Genomic DNA, 12,985 nt, shown 5'->3' on the forward strand with positions numbered 1-12,985 from the left:
CAAGGGCGGCACTCTGCAACAGGGTGTCAGGCGAACAATGCCTTGACCTGTGCCAGCGCCGTCGGGTCTTCGATGGTGGAGAGGTCGCCAGGATCGCGCCCCTCGCACACCGCCTGCAAGGCGCGGCGCAGGAGCTTGCCCGAGCGCGTCTTGGGCAGCACGGTGACGAAGCGCACGCGCGCCGGCCGGGCCACGGCGCCCAGCTGCTCGTCGACGCGCTTGATGATCTCGCCTTCATGGCGCAACGCCTCTTCGGGTGTGGCGGCCTTGGTCGGGTCCTTCAAGACCACGAAGGCCATGGCCACCTGCCCCTTCAACTGATCGGCCACGCCGACCACGGCCACCTCGGCCACGTTCGGATGGCTTGAGAGGCTTTCCTCGATCTCGCGCGTGCCCAGGCGGTGGCCGGCCACATTGATCACGTCGTCGCTGCGGCCCAGGATGAAGTAATAGCCCTCCTCGTCGCGCACGCCCCAGTCGAAGGTGGAATAGAGCTGGCGGCCGGGGATGCTCGTCCAGTAGGTCTTCACGAAGCGCTCGTCGTCGCCCCACACCGTCTGCAGGCAACCCGGCGGCAAGGGGTGGGCAATGGCGAGCAGGCCCTTCTGGTGGGCGCCCGCAATGTCTTCGCCGGTGTTCTCGTCCACCAGCTTCATGTCAAAGCCGTACATGGCCTTGCCGGGCGAGCCGAACTTGCTCTTCGCGGATTCCACGCCGTTGGCCACAGTGAGGATGGGCCAGCCGGTTTCGGTCTGCCAGTAGTTGTCGATGATGGGTCGGCCAATGCCCTCGGAAATCCAGCGCGCCGTGGGTTCGTCCAGCGGCTCGCCGGCCAGGAACAGGGCCTGCAGCGAACTGAGATCGTATTTGGCGAGAAAGGCCGGGTCGCTCTTCTTCAAGACACGCACGGCCGTGGGCGCGCTGAACATCACCGAGACCTTGTACTTCTCGACCAATTGCCACCAGATGCCCGCATCGGGCCGCGTGGGCAGGCCTTCGTACATCACCGTGGCCATGCCGGCCAACAAGGGGCCGTAGATGATGTAGCTGTGGCCCACCACCCAGCCGATGTCGCTGGTGGAGAAGTAGGTCTCGCCCGGCTTGGCGCAGAAGATGTGCTTCATGCTCGCGGCCAGCGCCACCGCGTAGCCGCCAACGTCGCGCTGCACGCCCTTTGGTCGGCCAGTGGTGCCGCTGGTGTAGAGCGTGTAGCTGACCTCGTTGGACTCCAGCCAGGCGCAGGGCACGCGCTCATTCAGGTGGCGCTCGCGCTCGGCGGCGTAATCGAGGTCACGCCCGTCCACGCGGCTCATCTCGGCGAGACCGCGGTTGACCATCAGCACGCGCGCCGGCTTGTGCGTCGCGAGCTTGATCGCCTCATCCAGCAGATGCTTGTAGGGCACGACCTTGCCCGAGCGGCTGCCGGCATCGGCGCTGACGATCAGCTTGGGCGCGGCGTCATCGATGCGCTGAGCCAGGCTCACGCTGGCAAAGCCGCCGAACACCACCGAATGAATGGCGCCGATGCGCGCGCAGGCCAGCATCGCAAACGCGGCCTCGGGAATCATCGGCATATAGACCAGCACCCGGTCGCCGCGCTGCACGCCCTGCGCCAGCATGATCGCCGCCATGCGCTCCACCTCGGCTTGCAGCTCGGCAAAGCTGTAGACCTTTTCCTGCCCGGTTTCGGTCGAGACCCAGATCAGCGCGCGGCGGCTGGCATGGTCGCGGGCATGGCGGTCCACCGCGTTGTGGCAGAGGTTGGTGCGGCCGCCGACGAACCAGCGCGCAAACGGCGGGTTGCTGGCATCGCAAACCTGTTGAGGCGGCGTCTGCCATTCGATCAACTCGGCCTGCTCGGCCCAGAATTCGTCGCGCTGGTCGATTGAACGCTGGTAGAAATCGGCATAGCGGTTGCTTGCGGTCATGGGCTCGTCTCCTGAATATTGCTGGGCATTTCAAACAGGCGCACTGACGACAGTCTGACCGGCGCGTGAACAAGCGCACTTCATTGCGTTTGCGCAAACCCCGAATCAGCCGGCACGCTGCAGCGCCGTGGTCCAATAACGGGTTTTCCCTGAAATCCTGCCGCTCTTACATTGCCTTTCTTGACACCCCCGCAGACCCCTCCGTAAGCTGCGCGGCCGATATGCCATTCCCACGCCGCGAGCTCTCGCGCCCCCTCCCCCGCCATCTCCTTGTGCTGCGCCAGCTCGCTGGTGCGGCCCTGTTGTGCCTGGCCGCCGGGGGTGCCGTGGCGCAGCAGAGCGGCAGCGCACCCTTGCCGCCGCCCGGCATGGTGACGGGTGCCTGGGGCCAGGGGCAGCAGATGCTGCAGGCGCAGCAACTGGTGGCCTCGGTGGCCACCGTGGCCGGCCCCAGCCAGGTCAGCAACGACCCCGTGAGCCGCTTCCTGCAGCAGCGCGGCCTCTTGCAGAGCGCGGGCTCCACCAAGCTCTTGAACCAGGTGCGCGACACCGCGTCGGACCTGGTGCTCTCGGCCATGAACTTCCTCGGCGTGCCCTACAAGCGCGGCGGCAACTCCGAAGAAAACGGCTTCGACTGCAGCGGCTTCACCCGCTACATCTTCGAGATGAGCGTCGGCATGGTGCTGCCGCACCGCGCCGAAGAACAGGCCGGCATGTCAGGCCTGAAGAACGTCCGCAAGGACGAACTCAAGCCCGGCGACCTGGTGTTCTTCAACACCATGCGCCGCACCTTCTCGCACGTGGGCATCTACGTCGGCGAAGGCAAGTTCATCCACGCCCCCCGCACCGGCAGCGCCGTGCGCGTGGAAGACATGCGCGAAGCCTACTGGTCCAAGCGCTTCACCGGCGCCAGGCGCGCCAATCTGCCGAGTGGCGGCAGCGTGCCGGTGGGTGAGGCGGCGGGAGTGGGGTTGACGGTGGCGCACTGAGGCGGGTGGGGTGTCGGCGCCAGGCTGATCTGAGTCATTCGTGGCAGACCGTCCGAGAGACGGCTGCGTTCGTCACCCGACATTCACCGAGCTGCAGTTCGGCCAACTGCCATAGAGTTTGCTCATGCTCTCTGCGCCTTCATCCTTTCTTGCTGCGCTCGATAGTCTTTGCAAGGACCAAATCCAGCAGGCTGGCCAAAGGTACACGCCTGGCCTTGATCCCACGGCACCGAACCTGCGGATCGGATCTCATCAAAAACCCTGCAAGGCAGCGCGTCTTCCAGAAGCACTCGCATATTCATCGGACCTTCTCGCAATGGGTCGCAAGAGACTGCCTGGTCCTCTAGGACTGGCGGCGGCTTTTTGCCATTGGAGGTAGCTCGTCAAGTTCTTGGCGTCAACCTCGACCGAGCTCAGTCTCGCGAGGGATAGCCGTTGCGAACAATGTCGTTGTAGGACTCGTGGTCGAGGTCTTGCTTAAGGGCTCAGCATCCACCTGTAGAAGTCCGAGCAAATGACTGCTTGTCGCCAGACAGCGTGAGTACATCGGCCAGCGTCCGCTGACTGCAATCGCTGCAAAGCCGTCTTCCCCCCGGGTAACTACCCCATAGCCTCCCCTCCCCACCCCCCGCTATAGTCATGTAAACGTTTTCACAACGCACTCACAACCGTTGCCACCACCCCGCCACCACCCCGCCACCACCAGCCACCCATGAACTTCCCCTCTCCGTTTCTCTGGGGCTGCGCCACGTCGGCGTATCAGATCGAAGGCTCGCCGCTGGCTGATGGCGCGGGGCCGAGCATCTGGCAGCGCTATTCGCGCACGCCGGGCCGCATCCTGGGTGGCGATACCGGTGACGTCGCTTGCGACCACTACCGCCGCATGAAGGAAGACGTGGCGCTGATGAAGCAGCTGGGGCTCACGGCCTACCGCTTCAGCATCGCCTGGGGCCGCGTGCTGCCGGAGGGGCGCGGGCGGGTCAATGCCGCCGGCCTGGACTTCTATTCGCGCCTGGTGGACGAGTTGCTGGCCGCCGGCATCCAGCCCATGGCCACGCTCTATCACTGGGACCTGCCGCAAGCCCTGGACGACCGCGGCGGCTGGCTCAACCCCGACGTGGCGAACTGGTTCGCCGACTACGCGACCATCGTCTACCAGGCGCTGGACGACCGCGTGCCGCTGTGGGCCACGCTCAACGAACCCTGGGTGGTGGCCGACGGCGGCTATATGCACGGCGTGCTGGCCCCCGGCCATCGCAGCGCCAACGAGGCGGCCGTGGCGGCGCACAACCTGATGCGCTCGCATGCCGAGGGCGTCAAGGCCTACCGGGCCGTGGGCAAGAACAAGATCGGCCTGGTGGTCAACATCGAGCCCAAGCATCTGGGCCCGAACGCCAGCGAGGCCGACCGCCATGCCGCGCGCCTGGCGGACGCCTACATGAACCGCCAGTACCTGGACCCTGCCCTGCTGGGCACCTACCCCGGGGAGCTGCGCGAGGTGTTCGGCGAGTCGTGGCCCGACTGGCCGGCGGCCGAGGTCGAGGCACTGAAAGTGCCCATCGACTTCCTGGGTCTCAACTACTACACCCGCGCCGTCGTGCAGGCCGACGCCAAGGCCTGGCCGGTGCCGGCCTCGCCGGTGCGGCAGAAGGACGGCATCTACACCGAGACCGGCTGGGAGCTGCATCCGCAAAGCCTGGCCGACACGCTGGTGTGGATGCACGAGCGCTACGGCGGCCTGCCGCTCTATGTGACCGAGAACGGTGCCGCCTTCTACGACCCGCCGCATGCGGTGAACGGCCAGGTGGACGACCCGCTGCGCGTGCACTACCTGCGTACCCACATCGAGGCCGTGGGCCAGGCGATGCAGCGCGGCGCGGATGTACGCGGTTATTTTGCCTGGTCTTTCCTGGACAACCTGGAATGGTCGCTGGGCTTCTCCAAGCGCTTCGGACTGGTGCACGTGAACTTCGAGACGCTGGAGCGCACGCCCAAGGCCAGCGCCCGCTTCTACAGCCAGGTCATACAGACCCAAGGCGCCGCGCTGGCGCTCGACCAACCATGACTGAAGCCCCGCTGCCGCACCTGGTGGCCGACATCGGCGGCACCAATCTCCGCCTGGCCCTGGCCACACGCCGCGCCGATGGCGGCGTGGCGCTGTCGCAGATGCAGAGCCGCGCCGCCCAGGCGTACAGCAGCTTCGAGGAAGCCGCCCGGCTCTACCTGCAGGACCTCGGGCAGCCGGTGGCCACGGCCGTGATCAGCGTGGCCGGCCGGGTGCTGGGCCAGCAGGTGCGCATGACCAACCTGGGCTGGACCCTGGACGCCGCGCAATTGGCGCAGTCCCTGCGGCTGGAGCGGGTGCACCTGATCAACGACCTCGGCGCTGCGGCTGCCGCCGTGCCGGCCCTGACGCCGGACGACAGCACGCTGTTGTGGGGCGGCGCCGGCAAGCCGGGGGCCGAGCAACGCATCGTGGTCGTCGGTGCCGGCACCGGCCTGGGCGTGGCGGGTGCCTCGCTGGGCGAAGGCCTCACCCGCATCAGCGACACCGAGGGCGGCCACATTGCCTTCGCGCCCGAAACCGAGCAGGAAGAGCGCATCCACCAGCGCCTGCGCCAGCGGTATGGGCGGGTCTCCTGGGAAAGGCTGATCAGCGGCCCGGGCCTGATGAACATCTACGCGGCGCTGCACGACGAAGGCCAGATGGTGGCCCCGCTGTCGCCGGAACAGATCCTGGCGGCGCACGATGACGAGCTGGCGGTCGGCGCCGTCAGCGTCTTCTGCCAGGCCCTGGCTGCGGCGCTGGGTGACGCGGTCCTGATGCATGGCGCCTGGCAGGGTGCCTACCTGGTTGGCAGCCTGCCGCAAGCCGTGCTGCCCTGGCTCACGAGCGAGGCCTGCCGTGCCCGCTTCTGCGCCAAGGGGCCGTTCGCGGAGGCGGTCGCCGCGGTGCCGGTGCGGCTGGTCAGGCACGCGCAGCCCGGCCTGCTGGGCGCGGCCTGCATCGCCCTCTCCTCGGCCAGCCGGACGCCTGGCGCCCTGGCCGCCTGAAGCCAACTGTTGTCCACCCGCCTCCCATTGGTGTAAACGATTACACGAGCCCATGTGTCGCCATGTCTAATCATGAAAACCTTTACATGAGCCGGAACGACTGAGTTCCAGGCCGGAGACAAGACCCCATGCCCGCCACCATCAAGGATGTCGCCCGTGTTGCCGGCGTCTCGGTTGCCACTGTGTCGCGTGCGCTCAACGGCGCCGAGAACGTGCTGCCCGAAACCAAGCAGCGCATCCTCGACGCCGCCCGCGAGCTGCGCTTCACGCCCTCGGGCGCGGCCCGCAGCCTGATCACGCGGCGCACCGACACCATCGGCGCCCTGCTGCCCGACCTGCACGGCGAGTACTTCTCGGAGCTGATACGCGGCATCGACCAGGCCGCCCGCGCCCGGGGCCTGCATCTGCTGGTGTCGAGCTCGCATGACGATGCCGACGAGGCCGCCGCAGCGCTGCGCGCCATGAATGGCCGGGTCGATGGTCTGCTGGTGATGTCGCCGCATGCCGATGCCGGCTTTCTCTCGCACAACTTGCCGGTCAACCTGCCGGCCGTGCTGCTCAATACCGACGTGGACCTGCCGGGGCACGCCCGCTTTCAGGTCGACAACTTCGGCGGCGCGCGCACCATGACAGCCCACCTGGCCGCCTCGGGCCGCCAGCGCATCGCCTTCATCGGCGGCCCGGCCGGCAACCATGAAGCCCAGGAGCGGCTGCGCGGCTACCGCGCCGGCCTGCGCCCGGGCATGAAGGAGCTGGTATTCGAGGGCGACTTCAGCGAGGCCTCGGGCTGGAGCGCCGGCCGCAAGATCGCCCAGGCCAAGGCTCGACCCGATGCCGTCTTCGCGGGCAACGACATGATGGCGATCGGCTGCCTCACCGCGCTGGCCGAGGCGGGCTTGAGCGTGCCGGACGACATCGCCATCGCCGGCTTCGACGACATCCCCATCGCCCGCTACGTCAGCCCGGCGCTGAGCACGATCCGCGTGCCCATTGCCGCCCTGGGCGCCGCCGCGCTCGACGCGCTGGCCAAGGGCCTCGAGAACCCCGACGGCGCTGAGCATCCGGCCACCGTGATGCCCGTGGAAATGGTGCTGCGCCGCTCCTGCGGCACCGGCCCGCCACCGCCGCAGCCGCAAACCCGCAAGCCATCGAACGCTCATTGAGTTCGACCTCCCCCTGATCACAAGCGACAGACACAACAAGTCAAGACAGGAGACAACGATGAAGTACCGATTGAACCGATTCCAGCGCCACGCGCTGTCCGCCGCGGTCGCGCTCTCACTGGCGGGCGCTGCCCACGCCCAGCTGAGCACGGCCACCATCAAGGGCCAGGTCGCCAGCGCACAAGCCGGCGCCGTGGTCACGGCCGTGAACCAGGCCAATGGCAACACCTATCGCGCCACTCTGCTGGCCGACGGCAGCTATGTGCTCACCGGCCTGGCACCGGGTGTCTACGAGATCCGCATCGGCGCCGTGAAGTCGCAGCCGATCACGGTGCAGGTCGGTGAAACCGCCTCGGTGGACCTCACCGCCAATACACAGCAGCTCGAGCGCGTCGTCGTGGCCGGCAGCAGCGCCCGCCAGGGCGTGAAGGACTCGCAGCTGGGCACCAACGTCTCCCAGCGCATGATTGCGGCACTGCCACAGACCACACGCAATTTCCTGAGCTCGGCCGACCTCGCCCCGGGCGTGGCCTTCTCGACCGACCAGAGCGGCAACACCAAGATCCAGGGTGGCGCGCAGAACTTCGACCACGTGAATGTGTTCATCGACGGCGTGGGCCAGAAGAACAACATCCTGCGCGGCGGCCTGAGCGGCCAGGACAGCTCGCGCGGCAATCCGTTTCCGCAGTCGGCCATTTCCGAGTTCAAGGTCTTGAGCCAGAACTACAAGGCCGAGTTCGAGCAGGTCAGCAGCGCGGCCATCACGGCCATCACCAAGTCGGGCACGAATGAGCTGCACGGCGAGGCCTATGTCGATCGCACCGGCACCAACTGGCGCCAGAAGAACCCCTTCGAGAAGGAGCGCGAGGCCGCAGGCGTGGCACTGCCGCCCTCGTCCAAGAAGGAATACGGCTTCAGCCTGGGCGGCCCCATCGTGCGCGATCAGGCGCACTTCTTCTTCGCCTACGACGGCAAGAGCATCGACGACTCGCGCCAGATCGTGCCGCGCAACGTCAACATGCTGCCCACCGGCAAGGGCATCGTGCCCACCATCGCCGGCTTCCAGGGCAGCCAGGTCGACAACTTCAAGGAACACCTGCTGTTCGGCAAGATCGACGCGCAGCTCGACGATGAGCAGCGCATCAGCGTGAGCCTGCGCGTGCGCCGCGAAGCCGACCACTCCCCCGAGAGCCGCGACCTGAGCGCGCCGGGCAACGACGTGGAGCGCAAGAACGACGAGACCCGGTTCGACATCAAGCACGAATGGGCGCGCGGCGGCTGGTTCAGCGAAGCCCGCGTCGGCTATGAAGACTATGTGTGGAACCCGCGCTCGGCAGCCAGCTCCGCCTTCATCAAGTACAAGGTGTCGCCGGCCGGCCAGAATGCGCTGAGCAACTCGCAGGACGTGCTGTTCACCGGCGGCTCGCCCAACGCGCAGAAGCGCGGCCAGAGGGGCAGCTTCATCTCCGAAGACCTGACCTACACCGGCATCTCGGGCCATGTGCTCAAGGGCGGCGCCAAGTTCAAGGCCATGAAGTACGACCTCTCGGGCACGGCCTTCGGCGTGGACACGGTCGAGACCATCATCGACAACGTCACCGGCCTGGCCTACTACAACGGCACGGCTTGCACGGGCACCAACATCACCAACGGCGGCAACAACAGCGACCAGTGCTTCATCCGCCGCGCCATTCCCGGCGCTGCTGCCTCGTTCAAGAACAACCAGATGGGCCTGTACCTGCAGGACGACTGGGCCGTCACCAAGCAGTTCGAGCTGAACATCGGCGCGCGCTACGACTACGAGAGCAACATGCTCAACAACAGCTACGTGACGCCGGCCGCGCGCGTCGCCGCGCTGAAGAAGCTCGACGTGCCGCGCTATGGCTTCACGCCGGCGGCTGGCCAGACCTATGCGCAGTCGCTGGCCAAGGGCGGCGTCAACATCGACGACTTCATCAGCACCGGCAGCTCGCGTCAGGCCTTCAAGGGCGGACTGGCACCGCGACTGGGCGCTTCGTATGACCTGTTCGGCAACCGCGAGAGCGTGATCTTCGGCGGCTGGGGTCGCAGCTACGACCGCACCATGGCCAACCATGCGCTCGACGAGCTGCAGAAGAACGAGCAGGCCGGCGGCGAGATCTGGATGATCAAGAACAAGTTCAAGATGCCCTTCGCCGACCAGCTCACCGTGGGCCTGCGTCAGGGCATGGGTGAGTGGAACGCCGAATTCGCGCTGTCCAGCGTGAAGGCCAAGAACCAGTTCGTCTGGTTCGGCGGCAACCGCGACGCCAACGGCGGCTGGGCCAACCAGAGCCCGATCGACCCGCTGTGGGGCGGGCCTGATGGCTACGGCACGCTGATCCTCGGCGACTTCGTCGGCGAGACCAAGACCGACTCGGTGCTGGTGAAGTTCGAGAAGCCCTACACCGTGGCCTCCGGCTGGGCCATGAACGTGGCCTACACCTACAGCAATGCCAAGACCACCAGCAAGGAGTGGAACAACGACATCTTCGACTGGACCTATGGCCGCGCCACGCACGGCTGGAACCCGTCGACCCTGGTCGACAAACAGCGCCTGGTGGTGGCCGGTGTCACCGACAAGCTGCTGCCCTGGGGCATGAGCCTCTCGGGCAAGGCCACCTGGGCCAGCGGCATGCCGCGCCGCATCACCAGCTGCGCCGCAGGCTGGGACAAATGCGTGAGCGTGGAAGGCGACGCCACCGCGTTCAAGCAGTTCGACCTGGGCCTGAGCAAGGAGTTCGCCGTCATCGGCCACAAGCTGGGCCTGCGCCTGGATGCGCTGAACCTCTTCAACGCCAAGAACTACGGCGGCTTTGACGACTGGGGCGGTGGCCCGGTGGGCGCCGGCGGCACCAAGAACGCGGTGGGCGGCGACAACCTGAACCTGGGCAAGCCCAACAGCATGCGCGGCGACATGCGCACCTACCGCCTGGTGGCCAGCGTCAAGTTCTGAGGACGGTCTTCTTTCTGACGCAACAATGGTGCGGGCCATGAGGCCCGCACCGCTTTCTCCTGCCTGAACATGAATCGCAAGCTCTCGCCCGGCCTGAACCGACGCGCCCTGCTTGGCCTGGCCGGCGCTGGCGCGCTGCTGGGCGCGGCCCCAGGCTGGGCCAAGCCAGACGCCGACACCGCCCTGCTCGACGACCTCGAGCAGCGCACCTTCAACTTCTTGTGGGACACCACCGACGCCCGCACCGGCCTGGCGCCCGACCGCTGGCCCACGCCCTCGTTCGCGAGCATCGCGGCGGTGGGCTTTGCGCTCACGGCCTATCCCATCGGCGTGGAGCGCGGCTGGATCAGCCGGGCCCAGGCGCGCGAACGCGTGCTCACCACGCTGCGCTTCTTCCATGCCGCGCCGCAAGGACCGCAGGCCTCGGGCGTGTCGGGCCACAAGGGATTTTTCTACCACTTCCTCGACATGAAGACCGGCCACCGCTTCGGCCGCTGCGAGCTGTCGACCGTGGACACCGCCCTGCTGCTGGCCGGCATGCTGTTCTGCCGCGACTGGTTTGACGGCAAGGACAAGGACGAGCAGGACATCCGCCGTCTGGCCGACGAGATCTATGCCCGCGTGGACTGGCGCTGGGCGCAGCACCGCCCGCCTTCGATCTCGCATGGCTGGGACCCCGAGCAGGGCTTTCTCGGCTCCGACTGGAAGGGCTACAACGAGGCCATGCTGGTGTACCTGCTGGCACTCGGTTCGACCACCTTTGCCGTGGAGCCCGCCGCCTGGGACGCCTGGACCAGCACCTACAACCGCGCCAGCTGGGGCAGCGAGTACGGCCAGACCTATCTGCGCTTCCCGCCGCTGTTCGGCCACCAGTTCACCCATTGCTGGGTGGACTTCCGCGGCATCGCCGACGCCTATATGCGCGGCCGCGGCATCGACTATTTCGAGAACTCGCGCCGCGCCACCTACGCGCAACGCGCCTATGCCATCGCCAACCCCGAGGGCTGGGCGGGCTACGGCGAAAACGTCTGGGGCGTGACCGCCAGCGATGGCCCGGCCGACGTTGTGCGCGAGTTCAAGGGCAAGAAGCGCAAGTTCATCAGCTATGCCGGCCGTGGCATGGGCGGCGCCCACACCTACGACGACGGCACGCTGGCACCGTATGGCGCCGGCTCGTCCATCGCCTTCGCACCCGAGATCGTGATCCCTGCCCTGCGCACGATGCGCGAGCGCTACGGCCAGCACATCTATGGCAAGTACGGTTTCGTCGACGCCTTCAACCCGAGCTTCACTTTCACCGACGTGAAGCTCACGCACGGCAAGCTCATCCCCGGCTTTGGCTGGGTGGACGTGGACATGCTGGGCATCGACCAGGGCCCGCTGATCGCCATGCTGGGCAACCACCGCGGCGAGATCGTCTGGAAGACAACGCGGCGCAGCGAATGGCTCAAGCGCGGCTTGAAGCGCGCCGGTTTCACCGGCGGCTGGCTGAAATGAAGCCCCCACGTTCACTTCGTTCCCTGCCCCCCACGGGGGCGCAGTGCTCCCTTGGGGCGGCCCGGCAGGAGTCCTCGAAATGACCCAAGCCTCGCGCGCCTGGACCCGCCGCGCCTGGCTCGGTGCGGCTGCCGCTGCGCCTGCGCTCCTGAGCGCATGCAAGCCGCAGGATGCGAACACGCTGCGCTTCTGGGCCATGGGTCGCGAGGGCGAAGTGGCGGCGGAGCTGCTCGCCGGCTTCAGGGCCGAGAACCCCGGCGTGAACCTGCGCATCGAGGCCCTGCCCTGGACGGCCGCGCACGAAAAACTGCTCACCGCCTTTGCCGGCGACGCCACGCCCGACGTGGCCCAGATGGGCAACACCTGGCTGCCCGAGATGGCGGCGCTCGGTGCGCTGGAGCCGCTGGACGACTGGCTGCCAAGAACGCCCTCGCTCGCAGCGGCCGACTATTTCGAAGGCATCTGGCAGACCAACGAAGTGGCGGCCCGCCGCGTCGGCGTGCCCTGGTATGTGGACACGCGGCTCATGTATGTGCGGCACGACCTGCTGGCCAGAGCCGGCTTCCAGAAGCCGCCCACCGACTGGGCCGCATGGCACCGCTGCCTGGGCGCACTGCAGGCCGGCGGCATGGCCACGCCGATCCTGCTGCCTACCAATGAATTCGAGCCGCTGCTGGCGCTGGCTCTGCAGCAGGGCGAGCCGCTGCTGCGAGAAGGCGGCCGGCGCGGCAACTTCGCAGGCGCCGGCTTCACCCAGGCCCTGCGCTTCTATCTGCGCCTGTTCGCCGACGGCTATGCCCCCGGCATCAGCAACAACCAGGTGGCCAATCTCTGGCAGGAGTTCGGCCGTGGCAGCTTTGCCTTCTACATCTCGGGGCCCTGGAACATCGGCGAGTTCAAGCGCCGCCTGCCGCCCGAGCTGCAGAGCAGTTGGAGCACCGCGCCGCTGCCCGGCCCCACCGGCCCGGGTGCCTCCATCGCCGGCGGCGCCAGCCTGGTGATGTTCAAGCGCTCCAGCGTCAAGCCGCTGGCCTGGAAGCTGATCGAGTACCTGAGCCGCCCGGCCGTGCAGCTGCAGTTCTACCGCCTCACCGGTAATCTGCCGCCGCGCCGCAGCAGCTGGGCACTGCCCATGGACGGCGCCTCGCTGGCGCAGGACCGCTACGCCGCCGCCTACGCCGAGCAGCTGGAGCGCGTGCGCCCGGCGCCTGCCGTGCCGGAGTGGGAGCGCATCGTGCAGGAGATGCAGCTGTTTGCTGCCCGCGCCATCCACGAACGCAGCGACGTGCACAGCACCGCGCGCGCGCTCGACGTGCGTGTGGATGCGCTGCTCGAGAAGCGCCGCTGGATGCTGGACCGCGGGTCCAGGAGCTGAAAGCC

Annotated in this window: 8 protein-coding genes; 7 read left to right on the plus strand and 1 reads right to left on the minus strand. The window is 67.4% G+C overall.

The features are described 5' to 3' along the window. Positions 1-26 precede the first annotated feature (26 nt). On the minus strand, positions 27-1,928 hold the full coding sequence (locus ABT392_RS11820) for a propionate--CoA ligase (protein ID WP_395385705.1): 1,902 nt from the start codon (positions 1,926-1,928) through the stop codon (positions 27-29). Between the two features lie 221 nt (positions 1,929-2,149). On the opposite strand from ABT392_RS11820, the gene ABT392_RS11825 reads away from it, so the two are divergent. The 7 genes from ABT392_RS11825 (at position 2,150) to ABT392_RS11855 (ending at position 12,980) form a co-directional block, all read left to right on the plus strand. Further along, a complete protein-coding gene (locus ABT392_RS11825; protein ID WP_395385704.1) occupies positions 2,150-2,917 on the plus strand; it encodes a C40 family peptidase in 768 nt (255 codons plus the stop codon). Between the two features lie 712 nt (positions 2,918-3,629). Further along, positions 3,630-4,982: a GH1 family beta-glucosidase gene (locus ABT392_RS11830; RefSeq protein WP_395385703.1), complete on the plus strand. Its 1,353-nt coding sequence runs from the start codon at positions 3,630-3,632 to the stop codon at positions 4,980-4,982. Continuing rightward, positions 4,979-5,971 (plus strand): glucokinase, encoded by a 993-nt coding sequence (locus tag ABT392_RS11835; RefSeq protein ID WP_395385702.1) that lies wholly within the window; start codon positions 4,979-4,981, stop codon positions 5,969-5,971. Before ABT392_RS11830 ends, ABT392_RS11835 begins: the two co-directional genes overlap by 4 nt. Positions 5,972-6,099: 128 nt before the next feature. Next, complete coding sequence (locus ABT392_RS11840) at positions 6,100-7,134, plus strand: LacI family DNA-binding transcriptional regulator (RefSeq protein ID WP_334276053.1); 1,035 nt, start codon at positions 6,100-6,102, stop codon at positions 7,132-7,134. Between the two features lie 58 nt (positions 7,135-7,192). Further along, positions 7,193-10,108, plus strand: a complete 2,916-nt coding sequence (locus ABT392_RS11845) for a TonB-dependent receptor domain-containing protein (RefSeq protein WP_395385701.1) — start codon at positions 7,193-7,195, stop codon at positions 10,106-10,108. 69 nt (positions 10,109-10,177) lie between these two features. Continuing rightward, positions 10,178-11,605: a glucoamylase family protein gene (locus ABT392_RS11850; RefSeq protein ID WP_395385700.1), complete on the plus strand. Its 1,428-nt coding sequence runs from the start codon at positions 10,178-10,180 to the stop codon at positions 11,603-11,605. A 79-nt stretch (positions 11,606-11,684) separates the two neighbouring features. Next, positions 11,685-12,980 carry a sugar ABC transporter substrate-binding protein gene (locus tag ABT392_RS11855; RefSeq protein ID WP_395385699.1) on the plus strand — a complete coding sequence of 432 codons (1,296 nt, stop codon included), beginning with the start codon at positions 11,685-11,687 and terminating at the stop codon, positions 12,978-12,980. Positions 12,981-12,985: the final 5 nt, after the last annotated feature.

It is taken from the genome of Paucibacter sp. JuS9 (assembly GCF_044043925.2).
In the GTDB taxonomy this organism is placed as follows: Bacteria; Pseudomonadota; Gammaproteobacteria; order Burkholderiales; family Burkholderiaceae_C; genus JAUASW01.